Annotated in this window: 18 protein-coding genes; 5 read left to right on the top strand and 13 right to left on the bottom strand. The window is 50.9% G+C overall.

Going from position 1 to position 17755, the window contains the following annotated elements:
• Nucleotides 1-45: 45 nt before the first annotated feature.
• From WH37_RS10695 to WH37_RS10685, 3 genes are read right to left on the bottom strand one after another with little or no spacing between them, the layout of a single operon-like run.
• Nucleotides 46-486, bottom strand: coding sequence for a CoA-binding protein (locus tag WH37_RS10695; protein ID WP_046230551.1), 441 nt, complete (start codon nt 484-486; stop codon nt 46-48).
• 49 nt (nt 487-535) lie between these two features.
• Nucleotides 536-1831, bottom strand: a complete 1296-nt coding sequence (gene aroA, locus WH37_RS10690) for a 3-phosphoshikimate 1-carboxyvinyltransferase (RefSeq protein ID WP_046230550.1) — start codon at nt 1829-1831, stop codon at nt 536-538.
• Nucleotides 1832-2359: a shikimate kinase gene (locus WH37_RS10685; protein ID WP_046230549.1), complete on the bottom strand. Its 528-nt coding sequence runs from the start codon at nt 2357-2359 to the stop codon at nt 1832-1834.
• A 248-nt stretch (nt 2360-2607) separates the two neighbouring features.
• Here WH37_RS10685 and WH37_RS10680 point away from each other — a divergent pair, with 248 nt between their 5' ends.
• The gene (locus tag WH37_RS10680; RefSeq protein WP_046230548.1) at nt 2608-2931 is read left to right on the top strand and encodes a hypothetical protein; all 324 of its coding nucleotides are present in this window, start codon (nt 2608-2610) and stop codon (nt 2929-2931) included.
• Nucleotides 2932-2959: 28 nt separating this feature from the next.
• Here the strand turns inward: WH37_RS10680 and gndA are convergent, their stop codons facing one another.
• The 7 genes from gndA to WH37_RS10645 form a co-directional block, all read right to left on the bottom strand.
• Nucleotides 2960-4372 carry an NADP-dependent phosphogluconate dehydrogenase gene (gndA, locus tag WH37_RS10675; RefSeq protein WP_046230547.1) on the bottom strand — a complete coding sequence of 471 codons (1413 nt, stop codon included), beginning with the start codon at nt 4370-4372 and terminating at the stop codon, nt 2960-2962.
• A 290-nt stretch (nt 4373-4662) separates the two neighbouring features.
• Entirely contained in the window at nt 4663-5259 is a 597-nt protein-coding gene (locus tag WH37_RS10670; RefSeq protein ID WP_046230546.1) for a hypothetical protein, read from the bottom strand.
• 242 nt (nt 5260-5501) lie between these two features.
• Entirely contained in the window at nt 5502-7226 is a 1725-nt protein-coding gene (locus WH37_RS10665; protein WP_052736923.1) for a DUF4179 domain-containing protein, read from the bottom strand.
• The gene (locus WH37_RS10660) at nt 7180-7737 is read right to left on the bottom strand and encodes an RNA polymerase sigma factor (protein WP_046230545.1); all 558 of its coding nucleotides are present in this window, start codon (nt 7735-7737) and stop codon (nt 7180-7182) included. The genes WH37_RS10665 and WH37_RS10660 overlap by 47 nt, the downstream gene beginning before the upstream one ends.
• 222 nt (nt 7738-7959) lie before the next feature.
• Nucleotides 7960-9111: an ABC transporter permease gene (locus tag WH37_RS10655; RefSeq protein ID WP_046230544.1), complete on the bottom strand. Its 1152-nt coding sequence runs from the start codon at nt 9109-9111 to the stop codon at nt 7960-7962.
• On the bottom strand, nt 9104-10264 hold the full coding sequence (locus tag WH37_RS10650) for an ABC transporter permease (RefSeq protein WP_046230543.1): 1161 nt from the start codon (nt 10262-10264) through the stop codon (nt 9104-9106). The genes WH37_RS10655 and WH37_RS10650 overlap by 8 nt, the downstream gene beginning before the upstream one ends.
• Nucleotides 10265-10277: 13 nt before the next feature.
• Nucleotides 10278-11222 (bottom strand): ABC transporter ATP-binding protein, encoded by a 945-nt coding sequence (locus WH37_RS10645; protein ID WP_046230542.1) that lies wholly within the window; start codon nt 11220-11222, stop codon nt 10278-10280.
• A 228-nt stretch (nt 11223-11450) separates the two neighbouring features.
• Here WH37_RS10645 and WH37_RS33505 point away from each other — a divergent pair, with 228 nt between their 5' ends.
• From WH37_RS33505 to WH37_RS10630, 3 genes are read left to right on the top strand one after another with little or no spacing between them, the layout of a single operon-like run.
• Complete coding sequence (locus tag WH37_RS33505; RefSeq protein ID WP_052736922.1) at nt 11451-12611, top strand: sensor histidine kinase; 1161 nt, start codon at nt 11451-11453, stop codon at nt 12609-12611.
• Between the two features lie 14 nt (nt 12612-12625).
• Nucleotides 12626-13321 (top strand): response regulator transcription factor, encoded by a 696-nt coding sequence (locus WH37_RS10635; RefSeq protein WP_046230541.1) that lies wholly within the window; start codon nt 12626-12628, stop codon nt 13319-13321.
• Between the two features lie 4 nt (nt 13322-13325).
• On the top strand, nt 13326-13988 hold the full coding sequence (locus tag WH37_RS10630) for a DUF1054 domain-containing protein (protein WP_177217874.1): 663 nt from the start codon (nt 13326-13328) through the stop codon (nt 13986-13988).
• 135 nt (nt 13989-14123) lie between these two features.
• On the opposite strand, the gene WH37_RS10625 is transcribed toward WH37_RS10630, so the two are convergent.
• Nucleotides 14124-14411 carry a hypothetical protein gene (locus WH37_RS10625; RefSeq protein WP_046230540.1) on the bottom strand — a complete coding sequence of 96 codons (288 nt, stop codon included), beginning with the start codon at nt 14409-14411 and terminating at the stop codon, nt 14124-14126.
• Between the two features lie 197 nt (nt 14412-14608).
• On the opposite strand from WH37_RS10625, the gene WH37_RS10620 reads away from it, so the two are divergent.
• Complete coding sequence (locus tag WH37_RS10620) at nt 14609-15106, top strand: DinB family protein (RefSeq protein ID WP_046230539.1); 498 nt, start codon at nt 14609-14611, stop codon at nt 15104-15106.
• Nucleotides 15107-15236: 130 nt separating this feature from the next.
• Here WH37_RS10620 and WH37_RS10615 read toward each other — a convergent pair whose 3' ends face one another.
• Nucleotides 15237-16412, bottom strand: coding sequence for a tetracycline resistance MFS efflux pump (locus tag WH37_RS10615; protein ID WP_046230538.1), 1176 nt, complete (start codon nt 16410-16412; stop codon nt 15237-15239).
• 21 nt (nt 16413-16433) lie between these two features.
• Nucleotides 16434-17720, bottom strand: coding sequence for an MFS transporter (locus tag WH37_RS10610; RefSeq protein WP_046230821.1), 1287 nt, complete (start codon nt 17718-17720; stop codon nt 16434-16436).
• Nucleotides 17721-17755: the final 35 nt, after the last annotated feature.

Below are 17755 nucleotides of genomic sequence, written 5' to 3'. Positions count from 1 at the left end.
TGAAGCCTTTCTTATTGTGTTTAGTCGATCGGTTTTTTATTACAGTCAGGTTTTGGATTTTCCTTGCGGCAGCAAAATTGAATCCTCTACCTTAATACAGCGGTCCATAATAACTTGCAATCCACCTGCTTCAGCGATGCTCGCCGCTTCATCATTCGCTATGCCAAGCTGAAGCCATAGGATCTTCGCACCAATGGCGACAGCCTCCTCCGCTACTGGAGGTGTATGCTCGCTGCGTCTGAACACATTGACGATGTCTACTTTAAACGGAATATCACTTAATGTTTCGTAGCGGGTTTCACCCAAAATTTCTGCCGTTTTCACAGCTGGATTAACCGGAATGATGCGATAGCCTTTGGCCTGCATCGCCTGCGATACCATATAGGAGACGCGGTCAGGCTTGTCCGACAAGCCGACCACCGCTACAGTAGCACTTTGCTCAAGAAGCTGCTTAATTTCCTCGCGTGATGGATTCTCAAATACCATTTGAACCGCTCCTCCCTAATTCCACCTGCTTATTTGTCCTTCTACAAGCTTATTCTACCCATTCTACGTTCGCACCAAGCGCCTTCAAATGGTCAAAATAAATCGGGTAAGACTTCGCTACATGATGCGCGTCGCGAATACGCAGCGGCTGCTTCGAGCGCAGTCCTACAATCGTCAATGCCATAATGACGCGGTGGTCATAATGCGCATTAATTTCGACGCCGCCTTCAACGCCTTCGGGGCGACCGTGCACAATAATTTCGCTTTGACGCTCTTCTACATTCGCTCCCGCTTTGCGAAGCTCGTTCAAATAGTCAGTAATGCGGTCGCATTCCTTGTACCGCAAATTTTCAACATCATAGAAACGCGAGGTGCCTTCAGCAAATACAGCTGCCGCTACCATCGCCAGCACCGCATCCGTCGCTTGGTCACCATCGAACTCAACAGCTTTCAGCCTGCCATTGCCCTTGACATGAACGATATCATTGTCATGAGTGAGCGGCACTTCCATCATGCGAAGCACATCCACGATGGCACGCTCGCCCTGCTTGCTTTTCTCAGCGAGACGGTGCACGATAACATCCGATTGCGTCACTGCCGCAGCGGCAAGAATCGCCGCCGAGCCCGGATAGTCGCCCTGTACGATATAGGTTTTCGCATCGTAGCTTTGGCCGCCTGGAATGCGGTAGCTCATCAAATCCTCGCTTGCATGAATGACGATGCCCGCTTGCTCCAGCACCTCCAGCGTTTGTCCAACAACAACCTTGGACTTCAAATCATTCAGCACTTCGATTTCACTGTCTTCTGCAAGCAGCGGAGTCAGGAACAGCAAGGCGCTCAAAAATTGCGAGCTGACAGCGCCGGACACTTGAATTTTGCCGCCTTTCGGCTGTCCGCCCTTAATCGTAATCGGCAGCTTGCCTTCATTATGGGTCACTTGCACGCCAATTTGCCCCAGCGCATCAATTAAATCGCTGTGCGGACGTTTGCCGAGCGAATCCGGATAACGGTTTACAAACGTCACATCCGGGCAAAGCGATGCGATGGCCATCAGGAAGCGTAGAACAGCTCCTGCATTGCCTACATCCAGCTCCTTCACATCCTTCGGGTTACGACCAAAGCCAGTAATGACGATTTTCTCGTCATCCTCTTCTACAATAGCACCCAGATCGCGAATACAGCGGCGCATCGCATCACTGTCCTCACTGTGAGCCGGATAATAAATCGTACTCGTGCCTTCGGCAAGAGCAGCTACCAGCAAGTAGCGCGTCGTATAGTTTTTAGAGGAAAGCGCTTGAATTTCCCCGCTGAGCGTTGGTGTTGGCGTAACCAAAACATCTGTCATTTATTTTGTCTCCCTTGTTTGTAAAATAGTTGCGCATACGGCATGCACATTGAGTGATGTCGTATCCAGCACAAGATGCGCAAAATCGTAAGCATGCTTGCGCTGCTCCATAATCCGGTTCACATTCGCGGCAACGTCGCCTTGCAGCAGCGGCCTTGACGAATCGGACTGTACCCTCGCAATAATTTGCTCAGCACTTGCCTTCAGTGCGACAACGAGACTCCCGCCCAGCATCGCTTCTCGGTTGGATTCACGCAGAACAGCGCCTCCACCCGTCGCAATAATGGCCGGCTCCTTGCGGCTTAGCAGCTCTTGAATCATGCCGCTCTCCAAATCACGAAAGCCTGCTTCCCCGATTTCCGCAAACAGCTCTGCGACACGCTTGCCCTGCGAGCGTTCAATTTCCTCATCGGTATCGAATCTTGCATAGCCGAGCTGCTCGGCGAGCAGGCGGCTGACGGTCGATTTCCCTGTTCCCATAAAGCCTACCAGCACAATTTTGCTGCGGCGGCCTGCCTCATGATTCATTCTCTAGTGCCCCCATCAAATTAGTGTATCCTATTCAATTCTTCAACCATCATATCATTTTTTACAGCGAATCGGGTATAAAAAAGTTCGTTTTGCCGTATCGTTGATAATGATGCTTATATCAAGCGTAAACGGCTGAAGCCGTCCTTTGGCGGCGCGGCGCGTTTCATTCCGAGAAATATAGAGAAAGTATCGCTTAATGCTGTACTTTCCTATATTTTAAATCAAACGATAGGAGGGTTGCCGTAATGACCAATGATCGTGAATACTCAGCCGCACAGAGAGCGGAATTACGTATTAGCCGTATTTTAAACCCCAATCATCCGCTTTCCCGCGAAGATGTCATCTGGATGCTCGAATATATTAAAAAAAAGGTGGCTGACGATGATCCTGCTTTAACAGGTTTGTCGCAGCCACGATTGTTGCGTAATTTTCATTGCTTTGCTGAAGCGGCCATGAGCCTCATTCACCGCGGACGCGCTTCCGACCAGGAAGCCGATCGTTTGCAGGGCTGGCTGAAAGAAGCGTCCTACGGTTTAACCGCAGCAAAAAGGAGCGAGCCGCACGAATAATGCCGCTCGCTCCTCTTAAAGGTCCGGATTAAGATTGAATCCAGTTGTAGTGGAATGTGCCTTCTTTGTCCAAACGTTTGAACGTATGAGCGCCGAAGTAGTCGCGTTGTGCTTGAAGCAGGTTCGCTGGAAGACGCTCTGTACGGTAGCTGTCGAAGTAAGCAAGCGCACTTGCGAATGCAGGAACCGGAGTACCGTTTGATACAGCCACGGAAACAACTTCACGCCATGCGCCTTGGTACGATTCAACGATTTCCTTGAAGTAAGGATCAAGCAGCAGGTTGCGCAAATCCGCATCGCGGTTGTAAGCATCTGTAATGTTTTGCAGGAAGCGGGCACGGATAATGCAGCCGCCGCGGAAAATTTTCGCGATTTCGCCGTATTGCAGGTTCCAGTTGTATTCATCGGAAGCTGCACGCATTTGAGCAAAACCTTGCGCGTACGAGCAAATTTTACTTGCGAACAAGGCTTTGCGTACGGATTCGATGAAAGCCGCTCTGTCGCCTTGGAATGGTTGTTTTGCAGGACCGTTCAGCACTTTGCTAGCTGCTACGCGCTCTTCCTTCATTGCAGACAGGAAGCGAGTAAATACGGATTCTGTAATAATGGAAAGTGGAACGCCCAAATCGAGCGAGCTTTGGCTTGTCCATTTGCCAGTACCTTTTTGACCAGCGGAGTCCAAAATCACATCTACCATCGGCTTGCCTGTTTCTTCATCGTATTTCGAGAAAATGTCGGTTGTAATTTCGATCAGGTAGCTATCGAGCTCGCCTTTGTTCCACTCGCTGAAAATGCTGTGAAGCTCTTCGACGCTAACGTCAAGCACATTTTTAAGCAGGTCGTAAGCTTCGCAGATCAGCTGCATGTCGCCGTACTCGATGCCGTTGTGCACCATTTTTACATAGTGGCCTGCGCCGTCTGGTCCGATGTATGTGCAGCAAGCGTCGTCGCCGACTTTTGCCGAAATAGCTGTAAGGATTGGCTCAACCAGCTTGTAAGCTGACTCTTGTCCGCCTGGCATGATGGAAGGGCCTTTCAGTGCTCCTTCTTCGCCGCCGGATACGCCCGTGCCGATGAAGCGGATGCCTTTATCTTCAAGCGCTTTGGAACGGCGCTGTGTGTCAGGGAAATAAGCATTGCCGCCGTCGATAATGATGTCGCCTTTGTCCAGATGTGGCAACAGGGAGTCAATTGTAGCATCAGTACCCGCGCCTGCTTGTACCATGATCAGGATTTTGCGCGGTACTTCAAGCGATTGTACGAACTCTTCAACTGTGTAAGTAGCAACGAGGTTTTTGCCTGCTGCTTCTTGAATCAGGTCGTCCGTTTTCTCGCGGGAGCGGTTAAATACCGACACCGTAAAGCCTCTGCTTTCAATATTAAGGGCCAAATTTTTGCCCATGACTGCCAAGCCAATTACACCGATTTGCTGTTTAGACATCTGGTTCTTCCATCCTTTGTTATTGTATTTGGGTCAACAATAGCTCTATTTTACTCCTTTTGTGCAGAGAAGAAAACTAGTAGGGTTTAAAAATATAACCAAAACGCCATTAGTTTTATTGACCGCTTTAGAAAGTTTACCTTATATTGCGCCAGAATGCGACCTTCCAATAGTAAACAGCGTTGCCGTTCTGAATTATATTTTAAGAAAAACAAAAAAAACGGGAATAACCACAATGGCTGCTCCCGCTTCATCTATTTTGTACAACCCTTGTTCCCAATAGACGACGTTTACAATTCGAGTTGCAGCATTTCCAGCCGCAGCTCGCCAAGCTTTGCTTTTGACGAAAGGACAGCAGCCTCATCTTCAGCTTCCAGTGCTTCGTGCAATACGGACAGCTCGTAATCCAGCTCATAGCGCAGTACCAGAGCACGTTCCTCTGCTCGTTTAGACTGGAATGCCTTGATCATTTCTTCCATGGTGACAAGCGGCTTCTTCTGATAAATAATCCGATGTTCCATACCGGACACCTCCACAAGTCGTATAATCTCACCGAACATAATGCTCTCAATGACGATTTGACGATCCTTCATTCGCTTGACCACCGCATGACCTCTGGAATCATTAATGAGCTTTTCCAGCAGCTCCGACAATCTCTCGTCCCGGATTACATAGTCTCCCACCATCTTGTAGCTATCCTTCATCCGCTGAAACTTAAGCTTCACCAGCTTGCGACCTGTTCGAATCGAGATGAGAAACTGTACATCCGTTTCGCTCCAATACAAGGAGTACCCTTCCTGAATGAGATCGCGGATGAGATTTTGGATTTGCCGCCGTTCAAATCGCAGCTCCAAATTGCAATACTCGACTTCGTGGCTCTTATTCACGGCAATCCCTCCTTCAAAAACAGTGTCGTAACACCTTTCACAAATTTGACTAAATGTTCTGACAATTTGCTCTTGTTTCTATCTTATACTCCATCTTATGTTCTGGCAACTTGGTTTATTGACTAATTTTAAAGCAAAAGCTGATTTTAGGTGAAAAAATAATACAAGCCGCCCAAATTGGGCGGCTTGCAGCAAGCGCTGGACATGCTCGAACGAATCGTTTTGGAGCATCATTTCGCTTTCTAAGGCAGCAGCGGCGTGCGCAGCTCCTTATCCGGCGCGTCCGTCGTGTAATAATAGATCGACAGATCAAGGCTGTCTCCTTCATAGTTCCGGTAAACCTCAGTCGAGCTGTTAATGCCGTCCCCGGAAAAATTAGCGGTTAATATTTCGCTAGGAAAGCTTTTCTTTCCTTCCGAGCGGAACGTCTGGTTGACGCCGCCAAACGTTTTGTCGTCGCTTTCGTTTTGGACAAACACATCTGGCCCCTTACGGTAATAGGTCCACTTAACTGGATAGCCGCCTACTTCCGTCGTCATATACTGCTTCTCTTCCTTTATGTTGCTCAAGTGAATGACTGCATCCTTATCCGCATGCTTTGTTACCTCATAGCTTTGAATGAGCGTAATCGGCGTCTGCTCCGAAATGACAAGTCCCTGCGGACGCTCAAATCGGATGGCATTATCGTAGGACTCACTGCTTCCCCAAAGGTAACCTTTTAACAATGTGCCTCCTACTTCTAACTCATAATTTTGGAAAGGATACTGCATATATTTTTGCTCATGGCTTGTTGTAAGCCTGATTTGGGTTGGCGTAATGACAATCTGATCGATTTTAAAGCTATTTTGCGGCAAATCAATCGGCACCTGAACGTCACGTTTAATCGTGCCGGAAAGCATCGCCTGCTTGTCTAGCTCAAGCGGTATGCTCCACCCTCCGTCAATCCGTCCTTCTTCACGGGCATAGCTCAGGCTGAAGGTTAAATGGCTGCTCGTTAAATCACTCAGCTTAAAATATTGCAGCATCGTATATTCACCATTAGGTCCCGGTTTCCCAAATGTACCGATGCGGCTTGTTTTAACAGGACTGTCCCCGCTCTTGATTGTTAACTCCGGGAACGCATAGCCCGATACGGTTGTATCAGTAAAGCTGAGCGCGGAGGACAGCAAAACCTCATCTCCATTTTGCTTGAAAAGCTGAACCTCCAGTTTGCCCATTCCATCCTTATCCAAATTAAAAACTTGTATGCCATCGCTAGTTAGGTCCAGATCAATTGGAATGGAGGAGTTTGAGATGAAGCTCGCTCCCGACGCTGAAAAATCCACCTGATCCACTAACTGCTCTGGCGTCCATTCCGTCTCGAAATAACCGCGGTATGAATGGCTGGCCTCGTCCCAGCCCCTCATCGAAAAATGGCCTTCAATCGCTTTACCCTTTGCATCCGTCAATCGCATATCTGAAAAGGATAAATAACCGTTCTCCCCGCCCGCTGTAGCAAGGCTGTAAAGCAGCACCGTACGGTTGTCGTCAACAACCGCTGTATGAATCGTAAACGTCGCGCCATCCTGCACCGCCGACTTTTCAATTTTCTGACCCATACCTTGGGCGAGCGCCGATTGAATGCCGCTTCTGCCATTCAACAGCTGATTCCAGTCCAATTGGTAGGCAAAAACAGGAGTCGCCGCAATTAAAGCAACCGCTGCCGCTATAAATAGACCACGCTTCAGGCTTCGCGGCTGCGGCAACATGCGCACAGCTTCGCCCCCAGATGCTGCCATACCACTACTGCCCTGCTGTGAACCCATTCCGCTTAGCTGGGCGCCTTCCCTTCTGACAGCTCCCTTGCTGCCGACGGCTCCTTCAACGCCTGTTTGCTCAATCCGCTGCCACATCACCTCAAAATCAGGGTAGACTGGCGGTTCAGCTTTTTTCAAGTGCTGAATCATTTCGTTCTCTGATGGTTTCATAATATAAGCCTCCTTGTTCATGATTCCCGGCTTTGTCCTCTAGTGACCGCTTCAACAGCTTTAACCCTTTGTGCAGCCGCGACTTCACCGTACCTACTGGAATGCCTAGAATGTCTGCTATTTCTGGGAGCGTCTGCTCCTGCATATAGCGCAGAGCTACTACTGTGCGAATTTTTAGCGGCAGCTGCTGCACGAGCCTGCTGTATTCTTGATGCGCTTCCCGCTTCTCGATCACCTGCTCCACCGATTCCGGCTGTCTGCGTGACAGCCATTCGCTCAGCTGTTCTTTAAGCCTCCCGGTTTTGGAGCGGCGGATCGCATTCAGACAACAATTGACTGTCAAACGCAGCAGCCACGCTTTAAGCTGCTCTACTTGCCGCCACTCCTTGCGGAATGCTGTCACGAATACTTCCTGGCATATATCTTCCGCATCCGCCGCATTTCGGAGCATGTAGTAGCAAGTTTTATAGACGTCCTTGTTATATTGCTCAAACAGCTCTCTTTCCGTCATAACCCGCTTTCCCTCCTCTCGCTCTCGCCATGTACACCCTATAAACAATTAACGGAGTCAAAAGGTTCATTTTTTGCTCCCTCTTTTTTACAGCTTGATTTTCAGGCACGCTGAGCAACAAGTCCACGCAAAAATAGTGCAAGCACTCCCCACCAGCGGGCTGCGCCAGTGAGCAAGTACATGCACTATTGTAAACGATTCAATAGGGAAGCTGAATGCTCGTTATTGATGACTTGGGCGAAGCACGGCTCCGCCGAATATAAGCAGGACGACGGCGAACAGCATTAAAATCAGGATCGGCTGCGCGACATCTATGAGCCCAGCACCTGTGCTCAGCCGGTCAATGGCTTGCAGCGCCCATTTTTGCGGCATGAAATTGGCTAGCTTCTGCAAAAACTCCGGCATCATCGAGAGCGGAAAAAAACAGCCGCTGATCATCGAGGTAGGTGATACAATGAGCAAATTGATTTGACTCAGCTGATGGGCATTTCGCATGAGCCCCGCAACAGCCGTCATAACGCCAATCGACGCAAGCATAAAGCATTCCAATACCAACAGCATCGCGCCGAAAGAAACGCCCGGCGAATAACCAAACACAAAATAAGTGAGCGAGAGCACCAGCACAAGCTGAATGGTACCAACCAATATGCTGCCTAAATAGTTGCCCAGGGCAATATCAAGGGCTCGAAGCGGCGCTGTGTACATGCGCGCCATTGTCCGCATTTCCCGATCCTCCATAATGAAGCCGACAGATTGGCTGACCAGCAGCATGAGAAAAAGCAAAACTGATCCAATCATAATCGGATTGGCAGCAACTACACCAAGCTTCATCGGAGTATGCTCCGCGCTGACCGCAGGCTTCGCCTGCTGCTCCAGCAGCTCGCTGAGCTTCCCGGCATCGGGAGCAGCCCCGCCAGAGGCCGCTTGCAGCAATTCGACGGATGCAGCCATGCTGCTCGCCTGAGCCTCCAGCGAGGATAGCAGCGAGGCGTTCCACAGCTGCTCCGTCCAGCGGTACAGCACCGGCTGTGGCTGCTGGCCGGCAAGCAGGCGCTCCGTGAAATCGGCGGGAATAAAAATCGCCGCATCCGCGTCACCAGCAGCAACGGCTTCCCTGATCTGCTTATCCGTCAAATCCGTCTGCATCTGCACCTCATAAAGCGAGTCCTGATTTACAATATCCAGCATATAAGCGCCTAGCGCTCCTTGATCCGCATTGCTGATGGCAATAATCTCTTTATCCGATTGCAGGCTGCTGAACAAACCAGCGATAACCGACAAGGCGATTGCAGGAAGCAGCACATTTAGAAAAAAGCCCCGTCGTGTTCCCATCGTTCTGCGAATGAGCTGCATCGCAATTGGCAGGCTACGCATGCTGCTTCACCACCTTAGGCAGGCGAATAATCGCAAAAATAGCAAGAACTGCGGCTATAGCAGCCAAAATACCGATATTTTGCCAAACGAGAACGCGGCTCGATCCATCCATTAACCCACGCAGCGCTGCATTCGCCCAAAAATTAATATTCAGCTTGCTGATGAGGCCCAGCTTGTTCTGAATCATCGCAATCATGCCCCCGCTTACAAAAGTCATGCTGAAAAGCATCGTATTGAACAGCGTCTGCATCGTTTTGACAGTATTGGCAAAAGACGCAATTGTCAGCGCCAGGCCAGAGCCAGCAATAATCGTCAGCAACGAGATAAGGGCAATGCCCCAGTAAGCCCCGCCCCAATCGACGCCATAAACATACTTGGTAAAAACAATTATAATAATCGTCTGCATCACGCCCAGCAGCGCCGCGCCGCTAATGATGCCCGCTACAACTGCGCTGAACGACGCAGGGATGCCATACAAGCGCTGCAGTGTTCCTTCCCTTTTTTGCCGCAGCAGCGAAATCGCTCCCGTCATGCCGCCATATTGCAAAAACATGACCAAATAAGCGACAGAATAATATTGGATAGCAGATATGGAGCCGAAGGATTGATCCGATCCACCGCCCAGCGTCTGCACTTTAACGAGTGCGGCAGCATCCGTGTGGCGGCTCTCCAGCCCGGATAAGCTTTCAGGTCCAAGCACCTTGAAGGCTGCAGCCTTCATGTTCACCTGAGACAGGTACGAACGAACGATTGAATGGGCCGCAATATTTTTTCTCCCGTCATGACCGTCGAAGGTGTGCCAGCTAACGCTTTCTCCCGCTGCAAGCTTGTCGGAATAATCCGCAGGAATGATAACGCCGTAATCGGCCGTTCCACCCTGTACCGCCTCCCGCACTCGAGCCTCTGAGGAGAGCACTGCGGGACGGACGTATGGAAGGATGTCAGCCCCTTGCCAAAAAGCATCTACACCCTCTCGCATCGCTCCTTGATCGGCGTTGTATACCGCCACCTTCGCTGGCTTGATTTCGCTGTCAAAAGCGCTGCCGAGCAAATAGATGAGCAGCAGCGGAAGAGCAGCGAGCACAACAAGCAGCGCGTGCATCCGGCTCATTTTTATCCATTCATAAGTTAACGTAATCCACCATGTCCGCATGCTTTCGCACCTCCTATTCATCGCGCAGCGAGCGGCCGGTTAGCTGGAGGAAGAGCGACTCCAAATTCGGCTCGACGCGGGTCAGCTGGCGCAGCGAAATGCCGTGCTTTTGCAAAATAAACAGCAAATCCTGAAGGACGGAAGGCGAATCCTTCACGGTGACCTCAAGCCTCCGCTGGCCATCCTGCTCGTCTATCTGCTTGACTGCCGGATGCTCGCCCATCTCCTTCGCCGCAGCCTGATGGGCCTGATCGACTTCGAAAATAATCCGCTCCTCCTGCCCGACCTGCTGTCTTAGCTGCTCCTTGCTGCCGCAGGCAATAAGCTTGCCTTTATCGACAATGCCAATTCGCGAGCAAATCGCATCCACTTCCTCCATGTAATGGCTTGTGTAAATAATGGCCGAACCAAGGCGGTTAAGCTCACGTACCGAATCCAAAATATGATTGCGCGACTGCGGATCGATGCCGACCGTCGGCTCATCCATAATAATCAGCTTCGGGCGATGGGTAATCGCGCAAGCAATGTTCAGCCTCCGTTTCATGCCGCCCGAGAACGTTGACGGCTTGTCTTTTGCCCGCTCCAGCAGCCCGACAAATTGCAGCGATTCCTCCACCCGCTCCTTCAGCAGCTTGCCTCTAAGTCCATACAGCTTTGCGAAAAAGGATACATTTTCCCAAGCGGTCAGCATGTCGTAAATTGCCAGCTCCTGGGGTACCAGACCAATGAGGCGCTTGACCTCCAGCGGCTGTTTGCGGATGGAATGTCCGCCAACTGTAATCTCCCCGCCGCTCAGAGGCAGCAGCCCCGATAGCATATGGATCGATGTGCTTTTCCCCGCTCCATTCGGCCCGAGCAGGCCGAATATTTCGCCTTCGCCAATATCAAAAGTCAAATGGTTGACGGTAATGGTGCTGTCATATTTTTTAACTACATCTTTAAATGTTACTAGGCTCATAAAGCCCTCATCCTCCCCATTCATCATCTTGTGTCCATTATAAAACGCTGCTAGCCAGCATACAGCTCTACAAAGTCACAAAATCTAGGTGACGAAAGTCATATCCTTGGAGCCTGCTGTATACAGCCGGTTTTTGGCGGATTATGCTATAATGAAACGATATGAATCAAAAATGAAAAAACGCCTTAGGACGATAAAAGCCTATTGCGCTGCGGGAGCTAATCCGACATGAACGTACCATTTCACTGGTTTCGAAGCCTATTAATTGCTGGACCCGCAGTCATCAGCGTCTTCTCGATTTCACCTGCAAACTATGCCTATTATACAATTGGCGTGCTGCTAGCTTTGTCCGTCATTAAACTAGGCTCGCTGTTTCCTAAATACGCGGTGTTGATTTTGTTTATGGAGCTGCTTGGCTTCGGATGGTTCGCCTATCATTATGGCGCTGTCTTGTTCCTGCTCCCCTTCTCTACTTTAATAGCAGCCTTAAGCACGAAGCCATCAGCTGGCATGGCCGCAATGTGGATCATGGCTGGAGGGGCATGTCTCTGGATCGCCATGCGCGGACAAGAGCCAAGCATAATGGCTGCCATGCTGCTGTTGTGGCTGACGATTGGGGCGGTGCTGCAGGCTGCCGGGCAGGTAGAAGGCAAGCGCAGCCAAGTCGAGACGCTGTATGCAGCGCTCGCGCAAAGCCATGAGGAGCTGGAAGCAGCAAGGCGCCGCATGCAGAGCTATGCCTCGCAAATCGAGCAATACGCGCAGACTGAAGAGCGCAATCGCATTGCGCGGGACATTCATGATGATCTTGGGCATCGTCTCATTCGGGTGAAAATGATGTCTGAGGCCGCGCTGCATCTATTTCAGGCGGATCCTTCCCGCGCACAGGCGACGGTCGGGCAAATTCGCGACCAGCTGCAAGACAGCATGGAGCGAATGCGCCAAACGGTGCGCAGGCTCGCGGTGCCAAGCGAAGGCGACTCCCGGCAATATGCGCTCGATCGTCTCGTTAAGGATTCCGGCGAGGCGCTCGGTATCGCGGTCGTTTTTGAGGTGCAGGGCAATCCGCGTTCCTTGTACCCGAGCATGGAATTTATTTTGTTCAAAAATGCGCAGGAAGCGATCACGAATGCCGTTCGCCATGGCGGCGCCACGAAGGTAACGGTAACGCTGCTTTTTCAACCGCACACCGTAGTCCTTACAATCGCCAACAATGGCGTTGTGCCCGAAGGAGCCATTACGGCGGGGCTTGGCATGCGCGGCATGCGTGAGCGAATTTCCTTAATCGGGGGACAGCTCACCTGGCAGATGGAGGATGGATTCAGCGTAACGACCGAGCTTCCGCTGCTAGGCGGCGCTGCCGAAATACGGACAGTTGTGAAAGGATAGGAGGACCCCGAGCCATGATTACGGTTTTGATTGTAGATGACGACCCGTTTATTCGGGAAAGCATGCAGGTGATTTTGCAGCTCGACCCGGAGCTCCACGTTGCGGGAGTATGTGCCGACGGCAAGGCCGCAGCTGATTTCGTACAAAAGACGAAGGTCGACGTCGTACTGATGGATATTCGCATGCCCGGCTGTGATGGCGTCGAAGGCACACGGCTCATTCGGGCACTGGAGCAGCCCCCTGCCGTCCTCATCCTGACCACCTTCGATGACGACGATTATATTGTGCAGGCGATCCGCTGCGGCGCTGGCGGCTATTTGCTGAAAAACGTACCGCCAAGCCGCATTATTAACGGCATTAAAACCGTTCATGAAGGCTCGCTGCTCATTCATCCCGATATTGCCCGCAAGCTGGCGGGTATGATTACGATGCCTGATACAGAAGAAGCTGCCTTGGCTGAGCTTTCTCCGGAAGAGCGGACCAGCAGCGAGATTGCGGCACGTTACAGCTTAACGTTGGCCGAGCAGCAAATTATTCGCCTCGTTGCCGAGGGGCAATCGAACAAGGAAATTGCCGCATCGCTTTTTTTGAGTGAAGGCACGATCAAAAATTACATTTCCGACATGCTGCACAAGCTGGGGCTGCGGGATCGCACGCAAATGGCGATTTTTTATTTGAAATTATCATTCATTCCAGGCAAGGAGAGATAACCGTATGACCATAAATACGATAGCGAATAGCATGACCGAATTTAAAGGATTTACACAAGAGGATTTCGATGTGTTTCAGCTTCAGGGACTGGAGGAGCGCATGGCGGGAATCCAGGAAAAAATCCAGCCAAAGTTCCGCGCCATTGGCGAACGCTTGCGCACTGAGCTTTCCATGCAGGCGGGAGACGAAATGTTTCTGCATGTAGCGAAGCATGCCCGCCGTTCCGTAAATCCGCCTAAGGATACTTGGCTCGCAATTTGCAATAATAAGCGCGGCTATAAGGCGCATCCGCATTTTCAACTGGGCCTTTTTGACGATCATCTGTTTATATGGTTTGCTCTCATTTACGAGACGCCGAATAAATCCCGCATCGCCTCTGCTTACTTAAATGAGCTTGATGAGGTTATCGCGCAGGTTCCTTCCTCTTATGTCATTTCGCTTGATCATATGAAAAAGGAGTCCGCTGCCGTCAGCGAAATGTCGCACGAGCAATGGAAGCATGCCCTCGTCCGCTTCCGCGACGTGAAGAAGTCAGAGCTGCTCATCGGCCAGCATATTGCGGCTGACGACCCGATTTTGCGCGATGGCGAAGCGCTTGTGAAGCTTGCTTTCAGTACCTATGAATCGCTGCTGCCCCTGTATCGCCGCTCGCTCGTGCAGGAATAAGACGCATATAAGAATCGCATATACCAAAAGCCGCTGCCCTTGTATCCTGCAAGGTGCAGCGGCTTTTGGCAGATCAGCAGATATTTCGAACATGGGAGATGATGGCCTGAAAAGTATGAGTTAGTCTATCGCTGATCATTTCGATAGCTTGCTTTTCAGCAGCCTTGCTGAGTAGTAGACAGCTACCCCAATTAACATGACGAGCAAAACTTGCAGCCACGGCCAAATGGAATGGTCCGCCTGCCAGCTAATGGTTACGGTATTCTGCAAGTTATCAACAGATGCATATTGTTCAGTTATATCGGGGACGTAATGTTCGGTTATATACACGCCCCCGATGATTTGCACACCATAATAAACAATCACAAAAACAGCTCCCATAAGCAATGCGCGAATAATTGGTTTCTTCATCGTTTTCTTCATCGCCTTCTCCTCTCTTTGTATTCATATCCTCATATTACCATATATTTTTCCGAGAAATTAAAGATCTGTCCCTTTTTTTCTCCATAAAAAAACACAACTCTAAGTATTCCTTGCCGATGCCCAAAACGACCAAGACAAGCCTTTCCACTCAATCGTGTTTATAGTACTATCACTATATAAGGAAGGAGAGTTGATTTATGGTGAAACAATTGATCATCGGAGACGCCAAGCATGAACTGACCAATACGCGCCGAATACTGGAGTGCTTACCCGAGGAGTATATGACGTGGAAACCGCATGAAAAATCGATGACTATGGGTGGGCTCGCCACTCATCTGGTCAACCTGCTGAACTGGCAAATTGCTATTTTCCTTTATCCGGAATTCGATCTTTCGACCGTGCCGATTCGGCGGGAAGCTTTGGAAAGACGCGAAGACGTACTGGAGGAATTCGATACGAACGTCGTCAAGCTTGAAAAGCTGTTAGCCGAATGCGATGAGAAAACACTCGGAGAGGAATGGACCCTGCGCAGTGGCAACCATATCATCCTGCGCCAACCGCGGGCGATCGCGCTTCGCACCTTCGGATTAAGCCATATGGTCCATCACCGGGCTCAGCTTGGGGTTTATTACCGACTTCTCGACATTCCGGTGCCGGGTCTCTACGGTGCCTCAGCAGACGAAGAAGGCAAATGAATGTAGACGCACCGAACAGTCGCGGGGCATAGACATGACCACCCGTACTCTTAGCCAAATCACATCTCCAGAAATAAAATAAAGCTGCCCGAAGGCAGCCCCAAATAGAGTTATGATTCTAGCTAGATATTTAGGCCTGTACTGCCGTCTTTTTTTTATCCAATTGCCGGAATTGCACGAGCAGCAGCAGCGCTGCCAGACATAGAATGCCTCCGGACACATAAGGAAGCCTTAAATCCAGCGTGAACAGGAACGTTCCTGCCAGCGGCCCCGCAATACGACCCAAGCTGTCCATCGACGAGCTGAGACCGGAGGCAACGCCTTGTCCGACCGTCGTCTTCTGGGTAATTAATGACGTTACACAAGGGCGAATGAGCGCATTGCCGATGCCGAACACGGCCAAGGAAAGCGTTGCCCACCAGAGCGAATGCGCAGCCAATAGCATGAAAAAGCCGATGCTGGATATGACGAGGCCGATGGCAATGTATTTGCCCTCTTCGCCCGCTTTGATCCTTCTGCGCACGACACCACCTTGAATTAACGCGCCGACAAAGCCGCAGACGAAAAATAAAATCCCTACCTGCAGCGGCGTTACATCAAAGCGCCTCATGCCGAAAAACTGCAAAGTCGCTTCCAGTCCTGCCAGTGTAAACGTGACGAAAAAAGCCAGTATGTACAAATATTTCAGCGGCCCGGTAAAAGCTTTCCAACGCGACTCGCGGCGGCTTGCCCCACTACGGCGCTGCTCCGGTGTAAGCGACTCCTTGAGCTTGGCCCATGCGAGCACGAATGTAATCAGCGCAAGCGCGGAGGCTGCATAAAACGGCATCTCCAGCGACACAAGGCTTAGCAGACCACCAAAACCCGGACCAATCGTAAAGCCGAGGCCAATGGACATTCCGACCAGTCCCATCCCCTTGGTGCGCTCCTCAGGTGTTGTAATATCCGCTACGTAAGCAACAATAACCGAGGTCACCGCACCGGAAAACAAGCCTCCCAGCACACGGGATAAATACATCAGCGTCAAATTGCCCGACGATAAGCCGAATAATACAAAGCTTAGAGCGAAGCCAAGTACGCCAATGAGAATGATAGGCCGTCTGCCGATTCGGTCAGACAAGCTTCCCCATACCGGCGACAGCACAAACGATACGGCCGAATACACCGCGAGCATCAAACCTGTATGCGCCTCCGCACCAAGCGGATCTGCTGCTTTAATAATTTCGGGCATGACCGGGATAATAATCCCGAAGCCAATAAATGTTGTCATTAAGGTAGCCATTACAATTAACAAGCGTCTGTCCATTAAGCTCATCCCCTCCACACGTTATGTTATCATAACTGGCTGTTTTCTGGTAATGAACAAATGGAGAACAAATAGGACAAGCAGCATCGCTCCGCTTACTAGAAATGGCGCTTGATGGCCGAAGGTATCCCACAGCTTGCCGGACAAAATCGTGCCCAGCACCATGCCTGAGCCTTCAATCGTCAGGAAAAAGCCCCATACCGCACCGCGCTCCGCCTTCGGAATCGCTTGGGCAATTAAAGCGTTCCAGGCTGGGATGATGCAGGCATAGCCAATGCCTACAATCGCCACAATAACAAGTACAAGCGGCAGCGAACGGGTCATGCCAAGCAGCGGCAGCGAGATGGCTGCGAGGAGAAAGCCGACATGCAAAAACCATTTTGTCCCGAGCCGGTCCACAAGCTTCCCGACTGGAATAAGCCCCAGCACCGTAATGGCGCCGCCAGCGATGAGAAACCAGCTGTACTGGGCGGGCGTCAGATGGAGCACAGAACGCGCGAACAGCGTTAAGATCGGCGTCAGCAGTCCAAGCGAGAAGTTCTGCACAAACATCGCCGGATAAAGCAGCTTGCTGGCATGAAGCGACTTGCCCACTTTGGCAAAATAACGGCTAGCCCGCACTTTGAATGGCTCTCTTGCAGCATCACTTTTTCCCACTGCAGGTGAGTCCGTCTGTCCCTCAGCCGCTTCCGCTGTGCCAGCACGCTGTTTCATGCGCCCGCGGCCTGGCAGAAACATCGTTGTCAGCACAACGGCGATCATGCCGCCAATAATCAAGCGGAACGCTGCTGTGTACGAGCTGGATAGCAGAAAATTAATCGCAATCGGCCCCGCGCCAACACCGACCAGCCAAGCGACATAAACGACACTCATCGCTCGGCCACTCGCTTCCTCTCCGGCCTCCTCTGTCGCCCCTGTAATGACGCAGGGCCATAGCGGGGACGTTCCGATGCCAAGCAGCAGGCAAGCGATAACAATCCAGCTCGTATGATGCGCAAAAGCGACCAGCAATACGGAGGTAAAGGTCAGCACAATACCCGCAAGCATCACGGAGCGGTAGCCCAAACGGTCAATGAGCCAGCCAATCGGGCTGCGGAATAAATTATCGCCAATATATTGCAGCGCCAGCGCCCAGCCAATCGCATAGGCAGATAAGCCGAGCACCGTTCCCATATACACAGGCAGAATGGAAATGAGCAGCGCGCCCTTTACAAATTCAATAATAAACATAATAATCAGCAGTTGAATAATAAAAGGAGAGCGCCAAATAACGACGCTGGATGGCTTTATGCCCGTTCGTTCTTTCATTAAATATCGAGCCTCCGTTTCTGCTGCAAGCAAGC

The organism is Paenibacillus algorifonticola (assembly GCF_000971975.1).
In the GTDB taxonomy this organism is placed as follows: Bacteria; Bacillota; Bacilli; order Paenibacillales; family Paenibacillaceae; genus Pristimantibacillus; species Pristimantibacillus algorifonticola.
This window is presented reverse-complemented; position numbering and strand designations above follow the sequence as displayed.